Source organism: Streptococcus sp. Z556 (genome assembly GCF_053010225.1).
Genome location: NZ_JBRKNU010000001.1, coordinates 181,504 through 206,658, shown reverse-complemented (window position 1 = coordinate 206,658; position 25,155 = coordinate 181,504). Strand labels below are relative to the sequence as shown.

General features: G+C 42.1%; 27 protein-coding genes. 7 read left to right on the top strand and 20 right to left on the bottom strand.

The window, feature by feature from the left end; genetic code table 11:
- Positions 1-17 precede the first annotated feature (17 nt).
- The 5 genes from rplA to ACVC7S_RS00915 all read right to left on the bottom strand — a co-directional run bounded on the left by rplA (position 18) and on the right by ACVC7S_RS00915 (position 3,586).
- Entirely contained in the window at positions 18-707 is a 690-nt protein-coding gene (gene rplA, locus ACVC7S_RS00935) for a 50S ribosomal protein L1 (protein ID WP_001085672.1), read from the bottom strand.
- A gap of 96 nt (positions 708-803) precedes the next feature.
- Entirely contained in the window at positions 804-1,229 is a 426-nt protein-coding gene (gene rplK, locus ACVC7S_RS00930; RefSeq protein WP_001085804.1) for a 50S ribosomal protein L11, read from the bottom strand.
- A gap of 122 nt (positions 1,230-1,351) precedes the next feature.
- Positions 1,352-2,068, bottom strand: coding sequence for an LD-carboxypeptidase LdcB/DacB (gene ldcB, locus ACVC7S_RS00925; RefSeq protein ID WP_447265855.1), 717 nt, complete (start codon positions 2,066-2,068; stop codon positions 1,352-1,354).
- Positions 2,069-2,085: 17 nt separating this feature from the next.
- Positions 2,086-2,547 (bottom strand): HIT family protein, encoded by a 462-nt coding sequence (locus ACVC7S_RS00920; RefSeq protein ID WP_447265854.1) that lies wholly within the window; start codon positions 2,545-2,547, stop codon positions 2,086-2,088.
- Between the two features lies 1 nt (position 2,548).
- Complete coding sequence (locus ACVC7S_RS00915; RefSeq protein ID WP_447265853.1) at positions 2,549-3,586, bottom strand: M42 family metallopeptidase; 1,038 nt, start codon at positions 3,584-3,586, stop codon at positions 2,549-2,551.
- A 136-nt stretch (positions 3,587-3,722) separates the two neighbouring features.
- Between ACVC7S_RS00915 and ACVC7S_RS00910 the strand changes: the two genes are divergently transcribed.
- Both ACVC7S_RS00910 and ACVC7S_RS00905 read left to right on the top strand, forming a co-directional pair.
- Positions 3,723-4,274: a DUF1307 domain-containing protein gene (locus ACVC7S_RS00910; protein ID WP_096407984.1), complete on the top strand. Its 552-nt coding sequence runs from the start codon at positions 3,723-3,725 to the stop codon at positions 4,272-4,274.
- Positions 4,275-4,559: 285 nt separating this feature from the next.
- The gene (locus ACVC7S_RS00905) at positions 4,560-5,111 is read left to right on the top strand and encodes a DUF1307 domain-containing protein (RefSeq protein WP_447265852.1); all 552 of its coding nucleotides are present in this window, start codon (positions 4,560-4,562) and stop codon (positions 5,109-5,111) included.
- A gap of 36 nt (positions 5,112-5,147) precedes the next feature.
- Here ACVC7S_RS00905 and brnQ read toward each other — a convergent pair whose 3' ends face one another.
- The 14 genes from brnQ to recJ form a co-directional block, all read right to left on the bottom strand.
- Entirely contained in the window at positions 5,148-6,473 is a 1,326-nt protein-coding gene (brnQ, locus tag ACVC7S_RS00900) for a branched-chain amino acid transport system II carrier protein (RefSeq protein ID WP_447265851.1), read from the bottom strand.
- A gap of 184 nt (positions 6,474-6,657) precedes the next feature.
- Complete coding sequence (locus ACVC7S_RS00895; RefSeq protein WP_447265850.1) at positions 6,658-6,876, bottom strand: rhodanese-like domain-containing protein; 219 nt, start codon at positions 6,874-6,876, stop codon at positions 6,658-6,660.
- Positions 6,877-6,896: 20 nt separating this feature from the next.
- The gene (locus tag ACVC7S_RS00890) at positions 6,897-7,388 is read right to left on the bottom strand and encodes a prolyl-tRNA synthetase associated domain-containing protein (protein WP_447265849.1); all 492 of its coding nucleotides are present in this window, start codon (positions 7,386-7,388) and stop codon (positions 6,897-6,899) included.
- Positions 7,389-7,400: 12 nt separating this feature from the next.
- Positions 7,401-7,985, bottom strand: coding sequence for a uracil-DNA glycosylase family protein (locus tag ACVC7S_RS00885; RefSeq protein WP_447265848.1), 585 nt, complete (start codon positions 7,983-7,985; stop codon positions 7,401-7,403).
- Positions 7,986-8,038: 53 nt separating this feature from the next.
- Complete coding sequence (pepV, locus tag ACVC7S_RS00880) at positions 8,039-9,439, bottom strand: dipeptidase PepV (RefSeq protein ID WP_447265847.1); 1,401 nt, start codon at positions 9,437-9,439, stop codon at positions 8,039-8,041.
- A gap of 12 nt (positions 9,440-9,451) precedes the next feature.
- A complete protein-coding gene (locus ACVC7S_RS00875; protein WP_000670170.1) occupies positions 9,452-10,057 on the bottom strand; it encodes a nitroreductase family protein in 606 nt (201 codons plus the stop codon).
- Between the two features lie 173 nt (positions 10,058-10,230).
- Positions 10,231-11,085 (bottom strand): metallophosphoesterase family protein, encoded by an 855-nt coding sequence (locus ACVC7S_RS00870; RefSeq protein WP_447265846.1) that lies wholly within the window; start codon positions 11,083-11,085, stop codon positions 10,231-10,233.
- The gene (locus ACVC7S_RS00865; protein WP_447265845.1) at positions 11,082-11,687 is read right to left on the bottom strand and encodes a hypothetical protein; all 606 of its coding nucleotides are present in this window, start codon (positions 11,685-11,687) and stop codon (positions 11,082-11,084) included. The genes ACVC7S_RS00870 and ACVC7S_RS00865 overlap by 4 nt, the downstream gene beginning before the upstream one ends.
- Before the next feature lie 24 nt (positions 11,688-11,711).
- Positions 11,712-13,535 carry an excinuclease ABC subunit UvrC gene (uvrC, locus tag ACVC7S_RS00860; protein WP_447265844.1) on the bottom strand — a complete coding sequence of 608 codons (1,824 nt, stop codon included), beginning with the start codon at positions 13,533-13,535 and terminating at the stop codon, positions 11,712-11,714.
- Between the two features lie 101 nt (positions 13,536-13,636).
- Positions 13,637-14,338 (bottom strand): matrixin family metalloprotease, encoded by a 702-nt coding sequence (locus ACVC7S_RS00855; RefSeq protein WP_447265843.1) that lies wholly within the window; start codon positions 14,336-14,338, stop codon positions 13,637-13,639.
- A gap of 106 nt (positions 14,339-14,444) precedes the next feature.
- Positions 14,445-15,224, bottom strand: a complete 780-nt coding sequence (locus tag ACVC7S_RS00850; RefSeq protein ID WP_447265842.1) for an alpha/beta hydrolase — start codon at positions 15,222-15,224, stop codon at positions 14,445-14,447.
- A gap of 68 nt (positions 15,225-15,292) precedes the next feature.
- A complete protein-coding gene (locus tag ACVC7S_RS00845; protein WP_447265841.1) occupies positions 15,293-16,954 on the bottom strand; it encodes a ribonuclease J in 1,662 nt (553 codons plus the stop codon).
- 521 nt (positions 16,955-17,475) lie between these two features.
- Positions 17,476-18,123 (bottom strand): COG3942 and LysM peptidoglycan-binding domain-containing protein, encoded by a 648-nt coding sequence (locus ACVC7S_RS00840; protein WP_447265840.1) that lies wholly within the window; start codon positions 18,121-18,123, stop codon positions 17,476-17,478.
- Positions 18,124-18,290: 167 nt separating this feature from the next.
- Positions 18,291-20,510 (bottom strand): single-stranded-DNA-specific exonuclease RecJ, encoded by a 2,220-nt coding sequence (gene recJ / locus ACVC7S_RS00835; protein WP_447266040.1) that lies wholly within the window; start codon positions 20,508-20,510, stop codon positions 18,291-18,293.
- Between the two features lie 177 nt (positions 20,511-20,687).
- Between recJ and ACVC7S_RS00830 the strand changes: the two genes are divergently transcribed.
- From ACVC7S_RS00830 to ACVC7S_RS00810, 5 genes are all read left to right on the top strand, one after another.
- Positions 20,688-21,446 carry an amino acid ABC transporter ATP-binding protein gene (locus tag ACVC7S_RS00830; RefSeq protein WP_447265839.1) on the top strand — a complete coding sequence of 253 codons (759 nt, stop codon included), beginning with the start codon at positions 20,688-20,690 and terminating at the stop codon, positions 21,444-21,446.
- Positions 21,447-21,456: 10 nt separating this feature from the next.
- Complete coding sequence (locus ACVC7S_RS00825; protein WP_080702771.1) at positions 21,457-22,251, top strand: transporter substrate-binding domain-containing protein; 795 nt, start codon at positions 21,457-21,459, stop codon at positions 22,249-22,251.
- 12 nt (positions 22,252-22,263) lie between these two features.
- A complete protein-coding gene (locus tag ACVC7S_RS00820) occupies positions 22,264-22,941 on the top strand; it encodes an amino acid ABC transporter permease (RefSeq protein WP_000131156.1) in 678 nt (225 codons plus the stop codon).
- A gap of 9 nt (positions 22,942-22,950) precedes the next feature.
- Positions 22,951-23,610 carry an amino acid ABC transporter permease gene (locus ACVC7S_RS00815; protein WP_096408026.1) on the top strand — a complete coding sequence of 220 codons (660 nt, stop codon included), beginning with the start codon at positions 22,951-22,953 and terminating at the stop codon, positions 23,608-23,610.
- Positions 23,611-23,739: 129 nt separating this feature from the next.
- On the top strand, positions 23,740-24,522 hold the full coding sequence (locus ACVC7S_RS00810) for a nucleotidyltransferase domain-containing protein (RefSeq protein WP_096408030.1): 783 nt from the start codon (positions 23,740-23,742) through the stop codon (positions 24,520-24,522).
- Between the two features lie 138 nt (positions 24,523-24,660).
- Here ACVC7S_RS00810 and ACVC7S_RS00805 read toward each other — a convergent pair whose 3' ends face one another.
- Positions 24,661-25,098, bottom strand: coding sequence for an Rrf2 family transcriptional regulator (locus ACVC7S_RS00805; protein ID WP_096408032.1), 438 nt, complete (start codon positions 25,096-25,098; stop codon positions 24,661-24,663).
- Positions 25,099-25,155 lie beyond the last annotated feature (57 nt).

Genomic DNA, 25,155 nt, shown 5'->3' with positions numbered 1-25,155 from the left:
TTTTATATATTTATTGATTAAAGTGAGTTCACGTCAACCTTGATACCAACACCTTGAGTAGTTGTGATAGTCAAGCTTGTTACGTAAGTTCCTTTAGCAGTAGCTGGTTTCGCTTTTTGGATTGTTTCGTTGAATGCTTTGAAGTTTTCAACCAACTTGTCAGCTTCAAATGAAACTTTACCGATGATAGCTTGTACGATACCTGCACGGTCTGCACGGTAAGTGATTTTACCACCTTTAGACTCTTCAACTGCTTTAGCAACATCCATTGTTACAGTACCAGTTTTAGGGTTTGGCATCAAGTTACGAGGTCCAAGGACACGTCCAAGACGTCCAACAAGAGCCATCATATCAGGTGTTGCGATAACTACGTCGAAGTCCAACCAACCGTCGTTGATTTTAGCAACTAGGTCGTCTTCACCAACGAAGTCTGCACCAGCAGCTTTTGCTTCTTCAGCTTTTGCACCACGTGCAAATACAAGAACGCGAGCTGTTTTACCAGTACCGTTTGGCAATACCATTGCTCCACGGATTTGTTGGTCAGCTTTTTTAACGTCAATGTTCAAGTTGTAAGCAACTTCTACAGTTGCATCAAATTTTGCAAAGTTAGTTTCTTTTGCAAGAGCTACAGCTTCTTCTACGCTGTACGCTTTTGTGCTGTCGATTTTCTCAAGAGCAGCACGAAGTTGTTTGCTTTTTTTAGCCATTTTCTATTCTCCTTGTAAGTGGTTCAATCGATTTTCATCTCCCACGTCACTTCTCGAAATGATGAAGTCTTGCGGGTTATCTTGGGATGTTATTGATTAGTCAACAACGTTGAATCCCATAGAACGAGCAGTACCTTCGATCATACGCATTGCAGACTCAAGGTTTGCAGCGTTCAAATCTGGCATCTTAGTTTCTGCAATTTCTTGTACTTGCGCACGAGTAACTGAAGCAACTTTAGTTTTGTTAGGTGTACCTGATCCTTTTTCAACACCTGCAGCTTTTTTCAAAAGAACAGCAGCTGGTGGTGTCTTAGTGATGAAAGTAAATGATTTATCTTCGTATACTGAGATAACAACTGGAATAATCATTCCAGCTTGATCAGCTGTACGAGCGTTGAACTCTTTTGTGAATCCCATGATGTTGATACCAGCTTGACCAAGAGCAGGTCCAACTGGTGGAGCTGGTGTAGCTTTACCAGCAGGGATTTGCAATTTTACAAGTTTTTCGACTTTTTTAGCCATTTTTAAATCCTCCTTTGTGGTTTTGGCGGTAATGTAAGATTTTTACCTCCCACAAGTATGCTTTACACATACTTTTCCATTATACACTATTTATCTAAAAATGCAAGAGAAAACTTTCATTTTTAATCGATGTAATCTCCACCTTCAAAGCCATAGTACTCTTCCAAACTGAGACCACTTGCAGCAATTTCTTTGGCTTCTTTTCCAACGTAGCGGAGATGCCATTCTTCTGCCATGTAGCCGGTCTCCTTTTCCTTGCCTTTGAGATAGCGGACAACAAAGCCATAGTCAGCCGCATGGTCCAAGAGCCACTGGGCTGCCTTTTCTTCAGTAACTAAATCACCATCTGTCCCAATAAGATCAAAAGCAAGACCAGTCTGGTGTTCACTGTAACCTGGTCGTGCTGAGTAGCGATCCGCCGCTTCCTTCCCGTCTTGATTGACATAGTCTTGGTAGAGCTTAGCCTGAGTTTCATAACTTCTAAAACCACTGTAGTGGTCACTGATTGGATAGCCAGCTGCTTGCATTGCTGCAATGAGTTTCAGCAACTCTGCCTTGGCTGTTGGATTTTCTCCTGGATTATAGTCTTTTGACAAAGGATAGTGCTTATTAGCTATGACGATTTCATCGTATTTCCCTTGAATACTATAGTAGTCTCCCTTATTGACAACTTCTGCCTTTTTCTGACTAGAAGCTTGAGATTTGCTACCTACAGTTCCTTCCGGTTGACTGCTTTGCTCCGTCTTTTGAGTATTTTCTTCAACTTTGGTTTTTTCTTGCGAACAAGCTGCAAGAGTCAATGCTAGTAAACCAGATAAAATGACATATCTTTTTTTCATTTCTTTCTTCCTCTCTCTTAGGCCAAATTCTTCTCCAATTCATGAGATAAGATTTTAATCATCTCTTCCAGCTCTGGCGATTGTACTTGGCAATCTTCTGCTACCATTTCTTCCCAGGGCACCCACCAGACTGGCCCACGGCCATTCAATCCATGACCCTTCATATCACCTGTTCTTCGTGGAAAGAGATGCCAATGAGCGTGGGCATCACCATTTCCTAGGAGTTCAATATTCATCTTTTCAGCCTCAAATGCTTTGGCGACTGCTTCTTGGACCAAACTCATTTCCTCTAAAAAGCGAAATTTTACAGGATTCTCCATATGGTGGAGTTCTGTAACATGCTCTTTTGCTAAAAATAAGGTATAGCCCTTAAAGTATTGGTGGTCTCCAATAACCACATAGCCCGTTTCTAGTTCTTTGACAAAGTAGGGATTTTCTCCAGCTTTGATGAGTTCGATTCTCTGACAGATTAAGCACATTCTATGATACCGCCTCGCTCTTGAGATAGGCATCTACCATACGCTCAGTCGCTACTACTGAATCGATGTGGGTACGCTCATAAGAGTGACTGGACTCAATACCAGCTCCAAGGAGGGCGTGTTTGACCTCTGCTCCTGCTGACATAGCCGCTGAAGCATCCGATCCATAAAATGGATAGATATCCAGCTTAAATGGAATATCTTGCTCTTTCGCCAAAGCTACTAAGTGTTGACGGAAGTCATAGTGATAAGGACCGGAAGCATCCTTGACACAGATAGATAATGTGTACTCATCCGTCTGTTGGTCATCGCCCATAGCTCCCATATCCACAGCTAGATATTCTACTACCTGATCAGGAATATTGGAGTTTGCACCATGACCCACTTCTTCAAACACTGAAAAAGCAAAGTGTGTCGTCATCGGCAAGTCAATTCCTTCTTCTTTATAAACTCGAAGGAGATTGAGTAAAATTGCTGCGCTGACCTTGTCATCCAAGTGGCGAGACTTGATAAAACCAGTTTCCGTCACAACTGTTCGCGGATCAAAGCTAATGAAGTCACCAACTTCAATGCCCAAGGCGCGGGTTTCTTTTTCATTGGTCACTTTTTCGTCCAAACGCACTTCCATATTGTCCTGCGTGCGTTCTGCAGTTCCTGCATCTTTGTAGACATGGCAAGATGTCTGGTGGATGAGGATCGTTCCAGATACCGTTTTACCTGTACTAGCCACATGAACGGTACAGTTTTCTCCCTCAATCATGTTCCAAGGAAAACCACCGATCCGGTCCAATTTGAGACGACCATCTGGCTTGACTGCACGCACAATGGCTCCAAGTGTGTCCACATGGGCAGTTACATAGCGATGTTCTTCGTCGTTTTGACCTTTGATGGTCACATTGACACCGCCCTTGGCTGTACGAACCGGCTGGTAACCAAGCTCTTCTAAAGTATGGACTAGGTATTCTGAAATCTCACGAGTAAAGCCCGTTGGAGATGCAATAGCGGTTAATTCTTTGATATAGTTTACAGTTTGATTCATTTCTTCACCTCTTCCTACCATTATATCACTTTTCTAGCTGGATCCCTTTGGAAAAGGGTCTTATCCTTCTCGTTGATTTCACTATAGATCCATGTTATAATACAAATACTTTGATTATGAAAGGAAAGTAAAAAATATGAAATCATACTTTAAAGTATCGCTAGCCCTTGTGGCTTCACTTGTCCTCCTACTCGGATGTTCCAAACAAGCATCAACACCTACCAACCGCAGTAGCAAAGAAGACAAAACAACTCAGTCAAGTGAGAGCAAACAAAGCACTGAACAATCATCTGAAAAGAAAGAAACAACTAAAACACATACCTTTGTAAACAAAAGCAATTCTGGAATCACTTCTACCTTGGTTTATACTGTAGACGGCGACAATGTTATCAAGCAATCAGCTCATAACATTGCTGATCCTGAAATCCTTGGTGCAACTCCAGAAGATGTCAAGAGTTTTATCGAAGAAAAGTACAAAGGTTATAATGGACTCAAAGGTGTTAAACAAACGATTGAAATCAAAGATGGAAAAGTTGTTCAAGATCTCGAAGTAGACTTTTCAGTTGCAAGCATTAGCGAACTTAGAAAAGCACTTCCTGAAGAATATTCTGGTATCGGCAATCGTGTCAGCTTCTCAAACTCTAAAAAAGCACTAGAAGGAATGGGATTCACTGAAGAAAGCAACTAATCTTTCATCCTTAAAAACAGACAAAAACCTGACCTTATAATGGCCACCCCATACGATAGTCACCAAGCTATCTTTGGGGTGTTTTTTATATCACGAGGGAATCAATCAAAATGAAATCCTTGTTCAAATGAAATGGAGATTAAGAGCTAGAAGCTAGCCAAGAAGGCAAATCCAAGCATATCTTTTTACTGTCAGTGGGATTGTTTACTGGGTTCTTCTGATTGCTTGCATCCACTATCCGTGTTATAATACAAATACTTTGATTACGAAAGGAAAGCAATGGATATGAAATCTTACTTTAAAACATATCTTGCCCTTATGGCTGCTCTCGTCCTTCTGATAGGATGCTCTAAACAAGCATCAACTCCTACCAATAGTAGTGCCAAGGAAGACAAAACTGTTCAGTCAAGCGAAACCAAGCAGAGCACGGAACAATCATCTGAAAAGAAAGAGGAAATGACAACTCACACCTTTGTTCACAACAGCAAGCCTGGTATTGAGTCTACCTTAGCTTATACCATAAAAGGAGACGACATTCTAAAACAAACAGTTTATAATGTTTTTGATCCTGCTAAACTTGATAATACAGCAGAAGCCATTAAAGAAATTGTTGAAGATACTTATAAAGGTTATGAGGGTGTCAAAGGAGTAACACAAAAAGTTGAAATCAAAGACGAAAAAGTTATTCTAAGTATGGAAGTTGACATGACTGTTGCAACTCTTGCTGACCTAAAAAAAGCAATGCCGAACGAATTTTCTGGCTTTGGAAACCGTATAAGTTATGCAGCTTCGAAGAAAATGCTTGAAGAATCTGGTTACACTGAAAAAACCAACTAAGATTAATAGAAAAAACTTGGCCTTGGCCAAGTTTTTTTATTCCATTTCAAAAACATCGCTTTCTTGCTTGTTTGGAAGAACCAAGGAAAGCAAGATTCCAATGATAGCAGGGACCAACCATGGGAGGGACGCCTTAGCAAAAGGCAAAGTATTCACAAGATTTGCTAGAAACTCAATCTTAAAGGAGCTTCCAAGAACACTTGCAACAGCGATTGCTGTGACAACTCCTATTGTTAACTGCATACCCGGTTTTGATAGGGGTACAAACTTATTAACAATCACAATCATCACAATGGCAATAGTGATTGGATACAAGATTACCAATACTGGAATTGAGTACTTGATGATCGCATCCAGACCGAGGTTTGCAATGGCAAATCCAATCAAGGTAAAGGCAGTTGCATAGACCTTGTAGCTGATTTGTGGGAAACGTCCGTTAAAGAACTCTGCTGTCGACACAATCAAGCCAACTGTCGTTGTGAAGCAGGTTACAGTTACCATAACAGCAAGGAAGAGTTGAGCCGTTGAACCAAAGATTTCCTGAGTTGCTTGCGACAAGATATAAACACCTGGTGTTCCACCCTTCATGACTTCTGCCGGAACTGGGAAGTGATTTCCAAGGAATCCTAGACCAATATAGAGAGCACTGAAGGCAAGAGCTACAACAATACCAACAACCCAAATAGTTGAGATGTATTCTTTCTTACTTGAAAATCCAAGTTGTTTCAAGGTTTGAACAGCGATGACACTAAAGGCAACTGAGGCAAGGGCATCCAAGGTGTTATACCCCTCTAAGAATCCTGTTCCGAAAGCAGATGCTTGATAGGCTTCTGAAGCTACTTGAGGACTTGTTCCGCCATATTTAAAGGCACCTAGTACAACTAAGATAACGATCAACAAGGCAAAGACTGGCGTCAAGATTCGTCCGATACGATCCAAAATCTTTGATGGATTGAGTGAAATCAGATAGGCTGCGGCAAAGTACAACACAGTAAAGATAATCAATCCTAGGCCTTTATTTGCTTCAGACAAGAGAGGGCTGATACCGACCTCATAAGCTGTTGTTGCTGTACGTGGAATGGCAAAGAATGGGCCAATCGATAGATAGAGGACTGCAAGATAAAGAGTCGCAAACCAAGGTGAGATTTTCTTAGAAATCTCATAAATGTATCCTTTGGGATTGAGCGTACCGATGATAAGCGTTAGGACAGCAATCCCAACACCCGAAAATACAAAACCTGCAATGGCAGGAAGAAACTGTTCTCCAGATAGGGCACCTAGAGAAGGTGGAAAAATCAAGTTTCCCGCACCAAAAAATATTCCAAACAGGAGCAAGCCTGTTAGGGCACCTTTTTTAGCCATAAAAATCTCCTTCATATTTCTAAAATACTGACCTAGTATACCATGATTAAAACTTTGAAAAAAGTATCTAAAATTAATCATTGAATGTTTTCAATATTTTAAAAAATAAGAATAGTCTAAAAATAAAATCCCTCACTCGGTTAAAACCAAGCAAGGGAAGATTAGGATCTATCGCCATATTGGTTTAAAGATTTTCAAAGGCCGTCATTCCACCTTGGACATTGATAACGTCATAACCCTGTTCAGCTAGAAATTGACAAGCACGAGCTGATCTCATCCCTGCTTTACAAATGACATAATGCAACTGGTCCTTGTCCAACTCTTCCACTTCTCTCACATCTAATACAGAAAGGGATTCTTTCTGGTAAAGTTGGTAAAATTTGTCAAAAACAATTTCTTTCATCATTTCTTTTTTTGATGCCTTTAACGCAAAGTTAAAAACTTATAGGTAAATCCAATCGACTCTAAAAATCGGAACAAGTCTTTGCTTTTGATAAAGATGGTCTTTTCATTAGTATTGGGATGGAAAGTCATGATATCCTCCGATACAATGTCCTTATCAAAATAAACTAGAATGTCTTTTTCATCATTATTTAACAAACCAAAAGGTGATACCGTTCCTGCTAGCAGGTTCATTTTCTCAGCCAAGGAGTCCAATGAGGCCATTCGAATCCGATCGGCTCCCACTTGAACTTTAAAGTCATCCATATCCAATCGTTTCTTGTCATCCATTATGAGCAGATAGTACTGAGTTTTCTTCCTATTGGTCAAAAACATGGACTTAGTCCGGACTCCTTCCATTCCTTCAATATAGCTATCTGCCTGCTCTGTCGTAAATACAGGTGGGTGCTCCACCACATCAAAGGTGATTCCCAACTCTTGCAAGGTATTAGCTACTTGTTGATAGGCGTCCATAGTTTTTCTCCTTTATTGATGAATAATCTTTTTTACCAATGCTTGCAATTCTGGCACCACTTCTGACTCAAACCAAGGATTTTTAGCCATCCAGATTTGATTACGGGGAGAAGGGTGAACTAGGGGGAAATACTCAGGCAAATGGTCTTTGTAATGTTTTACCCGCTCTGTTACCTTGCTACTAACCTTCTCATGAAGATAATAGGCCTGAGCATATTGTCCAATCAAAAGGGTCAATTCAATATTTGGACATTCCTTGAGGAGTTGTGGGTGCCATTTTTCGGCAAAGCCTTTACGAGGTGGAAGGTCGCCTGATTTTCCATGTCCTGGAAAGTAGAAATCCATAGGCAAAACAGCAAAATATCCTGAATTGTAAAAGGTATCTTCATCTACACCTAACCACTCACGCAGACGATTACCACTCTTATCCTTCCAATAAATCCCAGCTTCTTGTGTTTTGAGTCCAGGAGCCTGACCGACAATATTGATGCGAGCTGTCTTTGGCGCTGCAAAGAGGGGCTCTATCCCCTGATCTGTATAGCTTTTGTTTTGCGAATCTGCCATGATGGCTTGTTTGATCTTTTCGATTTGAGACATCTGTTTTCCCTCCAAAAAGAAGTCCAAGCATAAAATCTCAGACTTCTAAAGACTTATTTAATCAATTCATAGATAGCTTCGGCATAGATTGCTGCTGCTCGGAAGAGATCGTCCAAGGCGATAAATTCATTGGCTTGATGCATGGTATCGATAGAATCTGGGAACATCGCACCGTAGGCAACACCACGTTCTAGCAAACGACCAAAGGTTCCACCACCGATGACTTGCTCATGACCTTGAAGTCCAGTTTGTTTTTCATAGACATTCAACAAGGTTTGAACAAGTGGATCTTCCATTGGCACATAGTGAGGTGTGTGTCCATGTTCAGACAAGCTAACAGAAACAACTGGCAAGTTTTCAAGGATTGACTTGATTTGTTCTGGACTTGTTCCTTTTGGATAACGGAAGTTAAGGGCAATAGTATTGTCAGCACTTGCCTCGTCGAAGCGGAAAACACCCACATTCATAGAAAGGGCACCCATCTTTTCATCCACATGAGCAACTTTCAAGTTTTTACCTTCGTGGTCGTTCAAGAGAATCTTACCAGCAATCTCAAGATAGTCTTTAGCAGGTCCCGCAAAGTCAAATTGGCTGAGGAAGAGGGCAAGATAAGTTGCACCGTTGACACCTGATGCAGGCATAGCACCGTGAGCTGATTTACCGATAATAGTAACCTTGTACTGACCGTTTTCTTCTTGCATTTCTCCTCTGAGTTTGTGTTCTGCAACAAAGGCATCTAGTTTCTCTTGCAAGTTAGCCAAATCACCTGAAACGAGTGCCGTTGCTGATTCAGGTACCATGTTTTCACGCAAACCACCTGTGAAGCTGTGAAGACGGGCTGCACCTGTATTTTCACCTGCAAAGTGGAGGTATTCAGTGATGTTCCCTTTTTCACCATTGATGATAGGGAATTCAGCGTCTGGAGAGAAACCGAAGTCTGGTTTCGCAAGTCCTACATGTTCAAAGTAGTAGTCCATGTCTGCCCAACCTGATTCTTCGTCTGTTCCGACGATGAAACGAACTTTCTTAGAAGTTGGAAGGCCCAATTCTTTGATGATTTTCAAACCATAGTAACAAGCTGTTGTAGGCCCCTTGTCGTCTGAAGCTCCACGCGCATAAAGGCGACCATCTTTGATAGTTGGTGTATAAGGGTCCGTGTCCCAACCGCTACCAGCTGGCACCACGTCCATGTGAGCAAAGATTCCGAGAACTTCTTCTCCTTCACCAAACTCAAAATGTCCTGCGTAGTTATCAACATTTTTAGTTGGATAGCCATCACGGTCTGCGATTTCAAGGAATTTTTCCAAGGCTTTTACTGGGCCAGGTCCAAATGGATGCTGAGCGTCCGCCTTGCTGTCATCACGTTCTGAATTGATTTCCAAAAGGCTAAACAAGTCAGCCAAGAGGTCTTCTTTGCGTTTTTCTACTTCTGCTGTAAAATCAATTGCTGTCATTTTTTCTTCCTTCTATCTTTTCTCGATGATTTCATCTACTGGCAAGCGGTAGCTTGGTTCTAATTTCTCGTCTGTGTATCCCACTGTAATCAAGAGTTCTGGGCGGAAACGGTCTTCGATATCCAAAACTTCATTGGCTTTTGATTTGTCAAATCCAAGAATAATGTTAGAACCGATTCCTTGGTCTGTCAAAGCCAGAACCAAGTTCATAGCAACCAAACCTGCATTGAGGGCTAGGTAGTCGCTGACTTGTTGTTCACTATAACGCGCAAATTCAGCAGGCAGATTCTTCATAAAATATTGAAGTTGCTCTTCAGAAAAGTTATTAGCGCCGCCAACTCGGGCAATCTTGCGAGCACGTTTAGCCAAATCTGTGTCTGTAAACAAGGCAATGGTCACTGGCGCTGATGACACCTGCTCAAAGTTCGAACCATAAGCTAATTTTGCCAATTCAGCATTTTTCTCACGAACAACCACAAATTTCCATGGCTGGCTGTTGTGGGCACTTGGGGCCAAGGTTGCGATTTCGATAGCCGTACGCACATCTTTGGGATCTACTGGTTTATCAGTAAAATGCTTAGTCGCATGACGTTTTTTATTCAATTCAAGAAATTTCATAATCGATTTCCTTTTCTAATTCTACTGCATCCATTCTACCATATTTTGAAAGAGCTTGCAGAGATTTTTCATAGAAAGAAATTGGAACACGGATGAAGCCATGGATTTAAACTTATCATTAAAATCAGGTTTCCCCTCATCCAGTACCAACTATTTTTCAGGGGGTAAAGAAACTAGTCTACCTTATATTCTGACTTTATAGCCTCCAAAAATTTCTTCACATCTTCTACATACCCATGCTTTTCAATTAAACTAGCTAAGAGTTCCAGATTGTGCCCCCGATAGTTGTCATATCGGCGTAGTTCTTCATACATTTCGATAAAAGGAAGGTCCTTAGACTTGGCCAATTCTAACTCTGCTTCATAATCATAGGAAACTTTTCGGAATAGAATATTTACCAATTCCCCATCTTCCACTTCTATCACGGCATACTGGGCACGGTGATTTTTTAACGCCTCCCAATCAAAATAGGGCATACCAATCGTACCTGAATTGATGATTTGTTGCCCTTGACTGCCGTAACGAAGCAACTGCTTGTGGACATGACCATAGACTGCCACGTCCGTTTCCTCATCTAGGAGTTGGTCAAATTTATCTGTGTTATTCCCAACAGACAAGTCACCACCATAGTTCTTATTTGGCAAATTATGAGAAAGAGAAAAGCGCAGCCCATCAACTTCTTTCTTTTCTAGCATAGGTAAGCTTCGTAGCCAGACAATCGTTTCAGGATCCATTCGTTCCATCAAATACTGTGTCATACGCAAGAGCTGAACTTCCTGTGGGTCTTCTAAGCCATATTGCCCATCTAAAGCCTCAAGGACACAATCGTCCCAATTGCCTCGAACACTTGCCGTGATAGGAAGTTCCTTTAACAGAGCGACCAAGTCATTTGCACCTGGACCAGGGAGGAAAATGTCTCCCATGAGCCAATATTCACTGGCTCCTTGAGTTTTAGCATCTGCAATCACTGCTTCTAGCGCCGTCGCATTGCCATGAATATCTGATAAAATTGCGATTTTATGGTTCATGATGGTTTTCCTTTTTCTATTTCATCTAGCCAATTGTGAAACTCCCAACGAAGAGGATCTTCCTTGCCTATTCTTTGCCTCAAATGTTCTTGATATTGAAGATAGAAGGCGTAATCTCCCCAACTACTCCACACTTGAGAAGGTCTTGGGATACACAACTGTTTGTTCGCCCTCTCTAACACGATGTTATCTATCGGTACGTGTAAAAAAGGAAAAACGGAGTCTAGGGTTACAGCTTCAAGCATATACAGATACTTGAAAGTCATATTAATCCACTTTTGAGCATGACCATAAGTGAATCGAATCCCATTTGAGCGATAGCAATCTATCAGAACATCACAAGTCCTATGATGCCAACTATCAAAATCAGTTTGACACAGCTTGTCCCGATTCAAGAGATTTAAAATCGCTTCTTTGATACACCTAGAGGCCCGATTTCTCATCTCCAAGCGCTGTTCATCTGGCATGCCATGAAATCGCAAGGTTCGATTAAAATCAAGATAGGCTCGAGTAGTTGCAGCTAAAAATAAATCTTTTGAATTCCCAAAGTAAGTAAATCGTAAAAAAAGGAGTATATCTCTGTCAATCTCAATTCTATTCATTTCTTCTACTTTCTATCTAGATACTTATTCCAATTCTTTTAATGGTTCCGCTACTTGAGCCAATTCCACTTCTTCCTGAGGGTTCAACTTTCTCTGCACAGCTTCTGCGACTGCTCTTGGCACACCAACTTCGACAATTTCATCCACACTGGCTTCCTTGATTTTAGTGAGAGACTTAAAATGCTTCATGAGATTCTGTTTGCGTTTAGGTCCCAGACCGTCAATCCCATCCAATTGAGATGAAAAAGAATTTTTGGAGCGCAGTTGGCGGTGGAAAGTGATAGCAAAGCGGTGTACCTCATCTTGGATGCGTTGGAGCAGGAAAAATTCCTGAGAATTGCGAGATAACTCTACCACTTCCAGTGGATCTCCGAAGAGCAGTTCATGGGTTTGGTGCTTGTCATTTTTTTGCAACCCAGCAATCGGAATGTCCAAGCCCAGCTCCTCTTGAATGACTTGCTTAGCGATATTGACTTGACCTTGTCCTCCATCAATCACAATCAAATCAGGAGGAGTCAAACCGTCTCGTTGAACTCGACCATAGCGTCTGCGAATGACCTCTCGCATACTAGCGTAGTCATCTGGACCTACAACCGTTTTTATCTTGTACTTACGGTAATCCTTCTTACTCGGTTTACCGTTGACAAAGACCACCATGGCAGAAACAGGGCTAGTTCCCATGATATTGGAGTTGTCGAAGGACTCAATGCGAACCGGAGTTGGTATTTGGAGCAAGTGTCCTAGATTTTCAATAGCTCCCTGAGTCTTTTCGACAGATTTTTCTAGCAGATTGAACTTCTGCTCCAGACTAACACGAGCATTTTTTATGGCTAGATTGACCAGTTGTTTTTTCTCACCACGCTGAGGTTTGACAATCTTGGTATCCACCAAGGCCTTGACGGCTTCTTGGTCAATATCCTGCGGAATCAATACTTCATTAGGAACCAGGTGAGATTTTTCTTGATAAAATTGTCCCACATAGGTCAAGAAGTCCTCATCCGGATCATTGTAGTAGGGGAAGAGGTTAACATCTCGCTCGATGAGCTTGCCCTGACGGACAAAGAAAACCTGGACACACATCCAGCCCTTGTCCACATAGTAACCAAAGACATCACGGTTTTGGAGGTCTTTAGCCATGACCCGCTGCTTAGTCCTTAGAGTGCCTATTGCCTGAATCAAATCGCGGTATTCTGCCGCACGTTCAAACTCCATACTTTGTGCTGCCACTGCCATTTTACCCTTAAGATCATCGATGATTTTGTCATCCTGCCCTTTTAAGAAGTCAGAAACCTCCTGAGCCATGGACTTGAAATAAGCCTCATCCTTTTTACAGATGGTGTGGGCCATACACTGACCGATATGGTAGTAAAAACAAACCTTAGACGGCGGATTGGTACATTTCCGAAAAGGGAAAATTCGATCCAAGAGTCGCTTAATTTCATTGGCTGCCCCCACATCGGGATAAGGACCAAAATAAAGCCCCCCATCCTTCTTGACCTGACGAGTAATGATGAGCCGTGGATAACGCTCATTGGTGATTTTGATGAAGGGATAGGACTTATCATCCTTGAGCATGATATTGTACTTGGGCTTATTTTCCTTAATCAGGTTGATTTCTAGGAGAAGTGCCTCAATATTGGACTCAGTGACGATAAATTCAAAATCCACAATTTCAGACACCAGAGCCTCAGTCTTGGTATCATGACTTCCACGGAAATAGGAGCGCACACGGTTGCGCAGATTTTTAGCCTTTCCAACATAGATAATGGTGCCATTTTTATCCTTGTGAATGTAACAACCAGGGCTGGTAGGCAAGAGCTCTAGTTTTGATTTGATCAAGTTGTTCATAGTTCCATTATAGCAAAAAGGCCGTAACAGGACGAACAAAAAGCCCCACCAATCACTTGTTGGAGGAGCTTTGATTTCTTTTCAGATTGCACCGACTTCATCTAGTCGCTACTGGTATAGAGTTCTTTAACAGCTCTCACATCCTGAGGCTGAATCCCATAGTAGGAGCCGGCAGGCTGCATAACAGAAGTCTCGTTGGTATGATCCAATCCGATGGCATGCCCCAGTTCGTGCTCTGCCGTGTGCACGATCCGTTCATAAGAATATCCATAACTTGGATTGGATAGATAATGATGATTTAGTCGAACTGTTACAGATATAAATTGATTGGTCAATAGATTGGTTTGACTCTCGGCTTGACCAGCTACAGCTGTCGATCCATCATTCATTTCACTTGCCACAATATCTGCTTGGCTAGAATCCGCTACCACCTCAAAGGCAAAGGCTCCCGTTTGATTCCAGTTTTTTATGGCTTCTGCATAGGCAGCTTGGAAGGTCTCATCCATTTGAGGTTCAATATAGATGCGAGCTGAAGCCTGACCCCACTTGCCTTCCGCGTGTTGGTGACTGTCTGTCTGAGACAAGACTTCCAGCGTTCCCGTCTCCTGCCATTGATTCCAGCCACCTTGACCAATCTGGCTCATTTTTTCAACCTGATTGACTGCAGAATGAAAATCACCTGTCAGATACCATAGCACTCCAAAAGCAAGGAGAACAATGATAACCAAGGTCCAGACCAGACGCCAAAAGAAACGCCAAATTCCCAAAAGAAATCGAAAGAATAATCGAATAATCCAGAACATGACACTCCACCTTTCATAAAAATAAGAATCTATCTTAAAATCAATGGTCTCCCATAATCAAGATAGATTCTCTATTTTACTCAATAAAACTGAAAGAAAACTAAAACTAAGATAAGCGTTCTTCCAAGACAAAGTCAATTGGTAAGGTAGCCAAAAAAAGCTCCAATTGTTTTTCCCAGTAGTACCACTCGTGCTTGCCAGGACTATGACTATAGGTCACTTCAAAACCAAGCTTTTTGAGGTTTTTCACTGCGAGATTATTGGCAGAGTAGAGATAGTCTTGCTCCCCACACCAAACCCATAGTTTGGTTTTTTTATCCGATTTCGCAGCGATACTTTCAAGCGAATGAGGGCTAGTTGTCCAGTCTTTGATTTCTCCAAAAACTCCTCGCCAGTAGGCAAGAGAGCCCAAATCCTGACTTTCAGGAGAAAATTCCTGAAAACTGAGCGCACCAGAAAAACTAGCCGCATGAGAAAAATGATTGGTTGCGAGAGCCAGCTTGAAGGAGCCGTAGCCACCCATGGAGAGCCCTGCTATGAAGGTCTTTTCTCGCTTGCTGGTCATATTGGGAAAGAAACGTTTCATTACCTGAGGTAACTCTTCTGCTAGAGCTGTAAAGTAGTTATAGCCATACTGAGTATCTGTGTACCAGCCATTGCTAGTATTGGGCATGATAACAATGAGATTGGTTCCCCGCAACAAGCGTTCGACATTGGTACGTTTGAGCCAGCTATTTTGATTTCCTGACATTCCGTGCAAAAGGTAAAGCGCAGGAATATCTATGCAATCTGGTTCAGTCACCCGACTAGCATCTGGATAGAGTACTGTAACGCCCCACTCCATATCCAAAACTTCAGAGTAATACTCGATATTCATAACTGCCATGGTTGTCTCCTTTTACTATTCTATAAGAAAAAGCCGAAACTCGACTTTTTCTGTAGGTATGCTGCTTATTATTTGGCTTCCATCACGACTGGCAAGATTGCTGGACGACGTTTAGTTTGGTCAAATAGATACTTGGCCAAGCCATCACGGACCTTCCCTTTGAGATCAGCCCAGTCGAAATCTTCACCTTGGAGATAGTCTTCCACGATTTGGTTGATCAATTCTGAACTTTCACGGAGAATATCACGACTCTTCTTGAGATAAACAAATCCACGCGTGTGAACTCGCGCTTTGGCGATGATTTTTTTCTCACGTCTATTTACGGTAATGGCAACGATGAAAATCCCGTCCTCTGACAAGACTTTACGATCACGAAGGACAACATTTCCGACATCTCCGATAGCATTTCCATCAATCAAGACATCACCTGCAGAAACTCCACCAGCAGGAACAAAGTCCCCGTGTTCGTAGGACATGGTTGTTCCCTTTTTAGGGATAAAAATACGCTCTGGCAACATCCCCACTGCCATGGCAGCCTTGGCATGCGCATCCAACTCACGGTATTCCCCTTGGATAGGGAAGAGATACTTGGGTTGCAAGAGATTGATCATCAACTGAAGATCACGCGCATTCCCATGTCCAGATACTCGCAAGCTTTGGGTGATGAGTTTCACTACACCACCAGCTTGGTAGATCATATTTTCCACACGCGCCATGACAGCTTCTTTTGCGATAGATGGAGTGGTTACGATATAGACCAAGTCCCCATCTTTGATTTCCACATAACGGTGGCGTCCGATAGACATCTTACGAAGTCCATTAATAGGCTCACCCATACGACCAGTCTCAAGGATAATCAACTCATGGTCTTCAAAACGAGACATTTCTTTGGGTTTGATCAAGAGACTTTCGTTGGCTAGAGACAATTTTTTGAGACGAATCGCTGTGCGGACGATATTTTCAACATCAAATCCAGTCAAAACAACTCGACGACCGGTATCCGCAGCAGCATCAAAGACCTGCTGGATACGAGAGAGGTTGCTGGCAACAGCCGCAACGATGATTCGCCCCTCCCAGTCTGCAATGGTATGGGTAATCTCCTCTCCAACTTCACTCTCGCTCGCCACTTGGATATTGCTGTCCGCATTCGCAGAGTCACTGAGAAGAGCCAAGACACCCTCACGACCAATCTCGGCCAAGCGACCAAAATCAGTCGCATAGGATTCACTAGCAGTCTGGTCAAACTTGAAGTCCCCTGTGTAAACAATGCTCCCTTTTGGAGTTTTCAAGACGACTCCCAAACTTTCTGGAATGGAGTGAGTTGTACGGAAGAAGGAAACCTCAGTTCCTCCAAAGTCAATCTCCGTATCCTCATCAATCACATGAAAGTCATTGAATTTCTTCACAGCATCATTCCCTTTGACAAAGAGTTTTGCCAACTCGATGGTTAACTCAGAGCCAAACACAGGCACCTTCGCTTCTGCCAAAAGATAAGGCAGAGCTCCAATCGCATCCGCATGTCCGTGGGTCAAGAAGACTCCAGCGATACGATCACTATTTTCAAAAAGGTATTCCATATTTGGAATAACGACGTCGACCCCAAGCTGTTCATTTTCAGGGTATTTAAGCCCCGCATCCAAAACAAAAATTGAATTGCCAATCTCAGCAATGTACATATTTTTCCCGTTTTCACGCACACCACCTAGTGTTGTTAAACTGATATTACTCATTTTTCCTCCGAAACCTTAGTTTATCTTGATTATAGGGTAGGTTCACCCTCTTATTCTAAAAGTTCTCAAACTCTCAGCCGAATCTTTTCCTACCATTATACCATTTTTTTGATTATTTTCAAAATGAAGATCGGATTTTGACCTGAGACCGTTCACTACTAAAAATCAACCCCTTTTGCCCTATTCTCTCTTTTCAAGACTGACTATAGAAAATTAAACGATTGAACTTTCAGACATCCCAAATTCCTAAATAACTTGGTTTCAGATAGATTTCTCGCATTCTAAAATTTTAATTTTAGTTCATAATTTTAGTTCATAACAAGAAGAATCCTTGCCTTTTACTTCTCGTTTCTAAAAATCTTTATACTAATTCATCACTTTTCTACATCCAAAAGTACGGAATTCCTGTCCGTTATAAATCCTAGAAACTATTCAGCAAATAACCACTAGACCCGAGCTCACCAAAAGAAAGTTTCACAGAAAGAAAAAAGACTTAGAAATTCTAAATCTTTTTATCATCTTTAGTTTGGATAGATATAAGTAACGTTACCTAAAAATTCATGAGGATTAAAGAAGCCACGGTAATTCGCAATCTGCTTTTGACGTCTATAGTTTGCTTCCAATACCTGGATAGAGTTTTCACTTTGAACATCTGTTACATAAGCAACGTGGCCATATTCACCACCGTCCCAAACGGCAATCGCTCCTACTACTGGAACACTGCCTGTCTTATAGCCTTGAGCACTAGCATAGATTGCCCACGTGTTGGCATTTCCCCACCAGTTACTAGCCCAAGGCGCTAATTCTTTCACGCCCCATGTACACTGACCAACAGGATAAGAGTTTCCATAGTTTGTTGGAGTCTTTTCGACAACATCTTCTGTGTCTGACACTTCATTGGCAGTCACGGCTGGAGCGCTGTAGGTAGAGCTAGCCTGAGCTGAACCACTCACTTGGAGAACATCTCCTGAGTGGATGGTATCAAAGATGGTTTTCCCATTCAAAGCCGCCAAGTCATAAGGATCCATACCATTGGCAGTAGCAATGGCAAAAAATGAATCTCCGTCTTGGACAACGTAAGAGTTGGCATGAACCGTTTGAGCACCAACTGTCGCTAAAATAGCGGTAGAAGTCAAACCAAGAGTCAGTTTCGTAACTGTTTTTTTCATAACTATGTTCTCCCTATTTTTTGTTGATAAGGAAATCATAACTGATTTACATGTCAGTTCGTTTAGAGTTATATTTTAGTCATATTACAAATAGTTATACTTTTACTACATCTGTTCTAGAAAAGACAAAGAAAAAGCCGAGATAGGTTACCTCAGCCTCTTTCCATCTATTTTTCCATCAAAAAGTCATATATTTCTTGCACGGTCCCCAGTGCCATGATTTCTTGATTTTTGACAGTTTGTTTGAGATTTTGGTAAATCTGACTTTCAGCAATCTCCCTTTTCGGCGCTTCTTTATTGACTGTCATGACACCATCTTTGATCGTCACAAAGCCCAGTTCCTCAAATACTTGAATCATCTTGACCAGCAAGATTTGTTGGATATTGAGATAAGCCGCCAGATCCTTCAGCTTATAGCGAATATCAAACTCTGGAAACTGGTAAATGGTCTTGTACAATTTGGCAAACTGTTCTCTGGTCCCATAACCTGTTAGATAATAGGCCTTGTCAATGTCGTTCTTGAAATAGACCGCAGAGAAATTTTGTTCTTGAAAAACGGTCTTCAGCAAGGTAATATCTTCCGGAATATTTTTCACAACAACCGCTTCACTGGTCGCTAGATCTGGCAACTCTCCAGAGAAATATAAAACTGGGATCCCTTCTGGCAAGACTGCATTCTTCCCACGAATGTTAAAGAGTTGAACACCTTCCACTCGCGCATCTACCATCATCAACTGGAGGGCGGTTTGGCCATTCCATTGGTTAACAGACAGGGTGACTGCCAATTCTAAGTTTTTTGTCTGAGCAAACTCTGTCGCCCATCTACCTTGTCCAAAGGCCACCACTTCAAAACTCGCCTCACCCTTGGAAATTTTTAGTTTAAGGTGGGCATTGCCTGCTCCCATACTGCGAGCACTCTCGATATTGAAATCCCTGATATAAAAAACAGGTTTCTGATTATCCATCCCAAAAGGTGCCAAGCGTTCAAAACTTTTGACCGTTTCCAAGCTAAGTGTCTCCAAGTCTAGCTCTTCATCTAGATTTAACTTATTCTTACCATTGGCATCTGCGCCTTTTTCACGAACATAGTCTTCCAAGACCTGAGATAAATCTGAAAGTTTCTCTACTTCTAGCGTCATACCCGCCGCTCCAGCATGACCTCCAAAGGCAATGAAGAGATCCCGATGGGGATCCAAAGCTTCAAAAATATCAACCGCTTCCACACTACGAGCACTACCCTTGGCACGACCGTCTTCTATATTAAGAACGATAACTGTTTGCCCCAATTCTTCCAGCAAGCGCCCAGCCACGATACCCAAAACGCCAGGATTCCAGCCTTCCTTGGCCAAGACCTGGACCTTCTTCTCAGGATCCACCATAGTCTTAGCTTCTTCATAGATAGATTGTACAATTTCCTTACGCTCTTCGTTTTTTTGGTGAATCATAAGGGCAATCTCGTGCGCTTCCTCATCATCAAATCCAGTCAGGAAATCAATGGCAGGATTGGGATCATCCAAACGCCCCAAAGCATTCAAACGCGGTGCAAGCTGAAAACCAACCGTTTCTTCTGTTACTTCGTTAGCAGCAATCCCAGCCATGTCTAGCATTTCTTGCAGACCGATGCGCTGAGTATGTCCCAACATCTCCAGACCATATTGAACCATGATACGGTTTTCATCCGTCAGACTTACCATATCCGCAATAGTTCCGATAGCTACCAAATCGAGTAGCTCCACTTGCACTTCTTCTAAAAGGGCGCAAGCCAGCTTGAAAGCCACTCCGCAACCAGCCAACTGTTTGAAAGGATAGTCCGCATCTGGATGCTCAGGGTGAACTATCGCATAAGCATCTGGCAAGGTTTCCGGCATGGAATGATGGTCAGTCACAATGACATCCACTCCCATAGACTGTGCCAGTTCAATGGCTTCGTGACCAGCAACCCCATTGTCCACTGTCACAATCAAGGAAATTCCCTCTTGCTCGATAAAGTATTTGTAGACACTGGCATTGGGACCATAGCCATCTGTAAAGCGATTGGGCAGGTAAACACGACACTCGGCACCAAGTTGTTCCAAACTTTCCTTAACAATCGAAGCTGAGGTCATGCCATCCGCATCATAGTCACCGTAAACGAGGATATTCTCCCCTTCTTCAATAGCCTGACGAATCCGTTCCACTGCCTTATCCATATCATGGAGCAGATAGGGGTCATGTAAGTCCTCTAAAGAAGGTTCTAAAAACTTCTTTAGACTTTCTTCATCCTGAATCCCTCTTTCAAATAATAACCGAGCCACCTCAGGACCCAGTCCAGCCTTCTTGGCTATCTTTGTAAAATCCGCATCTTCAACCTGTGGGGCAAACTGCCATTCATAAGTAGGAGTTATCAAAAAAACATCCACTCTTTCTAAGAATTCTATCGTTTCATTATAACACGATTTAGGCATTTTCTCTATCCAGATTGCTTTTTTATAACATTTTAGTGAATTTTTTTCAGATATGATTTGACAAGAACATTCTTTTGTTGTAAAATCATGTTATAAAATCTAACACAAAGGAGATCTCTCATGGCTTTAGTAGAATTTAAACACGTCGAAAAATATTACGGAGACTATCACGCACTCCGCGACATCAATCTCCGTTTTGAAAAAGGACAAGTCGTTGTCCTGCTTGGACCTTCCGGATCTGGTAAGTCTACTCTTATCCGTACGATTAATGGTTTGGAGGCTGTTGACAAAGGAAGTCTCCTAGTCAATGGACACCAAGTAGCAGGTGCTAGCCAGAAAGATTTAGTTCCTCTTCGTAAGGAAGTCGGCATGGTTTTTCAACATTTTAACCTTTATCCACACAAAACGGTGTTAGAAAACGTTACACTTGCGCCCATTAAAGTTCTAGGAATTGATAAAAAAGAAGCTGAAAAAACAGCCCAAAAATATCTGGAATTTGTAAACATGTGGGACAAGAAAGATTCCTATCCAGCTATGCTATCTGGTGGACAAAAACAGCGGATTGCCATTGCTCGTGGTCTTGCCATGCATCCGGAACTCCTCCTCTTTGATGAGCCAACATCTGCTCTTGATCCTGAGACTATCGGAGATGTTCTAGCCGTTATGCAAAAACTGGCGCATGACGGGATGAACATGATCATCGTTACCCACGAAATGGGCTTTGCCCGAAAGGTTGCAGACCGTATCATCTTTATGGCCGACGGAGAAGTTTTGGTGGATACGACAGATGTCGATGACTTTTTCGACAATCCAAGCGAACCTCGTGCCCAGCAATTCCTCAGCAAAATTATCAACCACGAAAGTGATAAAGTCAAATAAGGAGGCGCCTATGAAAAAGAAATTCTTTTTATCCGCATTATTAATTAGCCTTTTCAGCCTTGCTGCTGCCAAACCAGTCCAAGCCGATACTAGTGTGGCAGACATTCAAAAAAGAGGCGAACTAGTTGTCGGTGTCAAACAAGACGTTCCCAATTTTGGCTACAAGGATCCTAAGACAGGGACTTATTCTGGTATCGAAACGGATCTGGCCAAAATGATTGCAGACGAACTCAAGGTCAAGATTCGCTACGTTCCTGTTACTGCACAAACTCGCGGACCCCTTCTTGACAATGAACAGGTCGACATGGATATCGCAACCTTCACCATCACAGATGAACGTAAAAAATTATACAATTTCACCAGTCCCTACTACACGGATGCTTCTGGTTTTTTGGTCAATAAATCCGCCAATATCAAAAGCATTGAGGACCTAAACGGTAAAACGATCGGAGTTGCCCAAGGCTCCATCACCCAGCGCTTGATTACTGAACTGGGTAAAAAGAAAGGTCTAACCTTTAAATTCGTCGAACTTGGTTCCTACCCAGAATTGATTACTTCCCTTCACGCTCACCGTATTGACGCCTTTTCCGTGGACCGCTCTATCCTCTCTGGCTACATCAGCAAACGGACAGAACTACTAGATGATAGTTTCAAGCCATCTGACTACGGTATCGTCACCAAAAAATCAAATACCGAGCTAAACGACTATCTTGATAGCTTGGTCACTAAATGGAGCAAGGATGGTAGTTTGCAGAAACTCTATGACCGTTACAAACTCAAACCATCTAGCCATACCGCAGATTAAGGAGGACATCCCATGACAGATTTATCATCTTGGACAGCCTATTTTCAGGATTTTGGACAATTTTTCAATGGTTTCCTCTTTACCCTTGCCCTAGCGGTTGGTTCCTTTATCCTCGCCATGGTTTTGGGCATCTTCTTTGGGGCCATGTCAACTAGTAAACGCCCATTCTTGCGTGTTTTGGCTCGTATCTTTGTCGAATTTTACCAAAATACTCCCCTCTTGGTGCAGTTTGTCATCGTCTTCTATGGTTTGCCTCTTATCAGTGAACACACCATCATGATTCCGATTTATTGGACAGCCGTTCTCTGCGTGGGACTCTATCACGGCGCCTATATCGCTGAGGTTATTCGTTCAGGGATTCAGTCTATTCCTAGCGGTCAGATGGAGGCCGCCCTGTCGCAAGGATTTACTTATATCAGTGCCATGCGCTTGATTATCTTGCCTCAAGCCTTCCGTATCATTCTCCCTCCTTTGACCAACCAAATTGTTAACCTCATCAAGAACACCTCTACCGTAGCTATCATCTCTGGAGTGGACTTGATGTTTGTGACTAAGTCTTGGTCGGCTCTCAATGGAAACTATATCCCAGCCTTTTTAGGTGCTGCTCTTCTCTACTTTGCCCTATGCTTCCCTGTTGCCCAGTTTGGTCGCAAGATGGAGCAAGCCAACAAAAAAGCCTATTCACTTTAGGAGGTTACTATGGAATCTATTTTAGAAGTTTTGACCCCAGATAACCTAGTCTTTATCTTTAAAGGATTTGGCTTGACCCTCTATATTTCTCTGATTGCCATTGTCCTCTCGACCCTGATCGGGACAGTACTTGCGGTTATGCGAAATGGGAAAAATCCGGTCTTGCGAATCATCTCCAGCATTTATATCGAATTTGTGCGTAACGTTCCCAACCTCCTCTGGATTTTCACCATCTTTTTAGTATTTAAGATGAAGTCCACACCAGCAGGTATTACGGCCTTTACCCTTTTTACCTCAGCAGCCCTAGCTGAGATTATCCGAGGCGGTCTCAATGCTGTGGACAAAGGGCAGTATGAAGCAGGAATGTCGCAAGGATTCACTTCAGCCCAAATCCTCTACTACATCATTCTCCCACAAGCAATCCGCAAAATGCTGCCAGCCATCATTTCTCAGTTTGTAACCGTGATTAAGGATACCAGCCTTCTCTACTCTGTTATCGCCCTACAAGAGCTCTTTGGCGCTAGCCAAATTCTCATGGGACGTTATTTCGAACCTGAGCAGGTCTTCAGTCTTTATATCCTGATTGCCCTCGTATACTTCAGCTTTAACCTAGCAATTTCAAGCCTGTCCCGCATGCTAGCCAAACGCTGGCAACAAGCTGCAGAATAAAAAAGAAATGTGAACTCAAAACAAGGGTTCACATTTTTTGCTATAAATGAAAAAGAGCAACTCTATGCTATGCAAACGTTTTACTTTTTGGTAAAATGACTTTAAAACCATAATGTAAGGAGAAAAACAATGATCCAAGAACTTTACAAAGAATTTTCTCAATTGGAACAAGTAGAAGCCATCGCTCTAGGTGGTTCACGTGCAGGACAAGACTATGATCAAAATTCTGACTATGACGTTTACATCTATCTCAACTCTCCTATTGATGAGGCAACTCGCCTAAAAATTTTGAGTAAGTACTGCTCCTATATGGAGATTGGAAACCAGTTTTGGGAATTAGAGGATGACTGCGTGCTAAATAACGGTATCGAAATCGAGTTGATTTATCGTTCACTGGAGTCGTTTGAACAAGAACTAAACTCAACTGTTTTTCAGCATCAAGCCCAAAACTCTTATACAACCTGTATGTGGCACAATCTACTCCACAGTAAAATCCTATACGACTCGAATGGGCGCTATACTTCTCTCCAAAAAGCCTACCAGATTTCCTACCCACAGGAACTCAAAAAGCATATCATTGAAAGGCAACTCCTTTTACTAGAACAATCCATGCCTGCCTTCTCTCACCAAATAGAAAAAGCTATCAAACGCCAAGATCTTCTCAGTATGAATCATCGCTCAAGTGAATTTTTTGCTTCCTACTTTGACTTGTTGTTTGCACTCAATGAGCAAACCCATCCTGGTGAAAAACGAATGCTTGACTATGCTAAGACCAATTGCGCTCTCCTACCTAAGCAATTTGAAGGAACTATTCGCGACTATTTCCTACTACTCTACCAACCGCAGCAAGGAAAGCAAGCGGTCCTAACCTTACAAACCATCTTAAAACAACTAAAGGATATTTTGCCATAAGTAAAAAATGAAGTGTGAACCTGAAACCAAGGCTCACATTTTTTTACTTAACTGTAAAGCATCTAGTACACTTGAACACAGTTCTTCTTGCCCAACTTCATAAAAAATCGGCAATGAAAAAAGAGGACTCTAGCCCTCTTACTTGATCATTTTATCCTGAGTCTCAGCCACAACCTGAGCCAGACTCGTCTGACGAAGTTGGTTTTCCATCGCTAGTTGGATATCCAGCAATTTTTGATCCAAGACTTCATGAATATTTGCTCCTACTGGACACTTAGGGTTGGGATTGTCATGGAAACTAAAGAGTTTACCAGATTTTCCTAAACATTCAACAGCTTGATAAATATCAAAAAGGCTGATATCTCGGAGGTCTTTGATAATCTCAGTACCGCCCGTCCCACGCGCAACTGATATCAGTTCAGCTTTTTTGAGTTGGGACAAGGTTTTGCGAATAATGACTGGATTGACTCCAACACTGGCTGCGAGAAAATCACTAGTTACCTTACTTTCTTGACTCTTGATAGCAATAATGATTAACATATGAGTCGCAATCGTAAATCGACTTGAAATTTGCATCTTCTTCTCCTTTCACATCCTATCTGATACCCATTATACCCTTTTGTGTTGTAATGT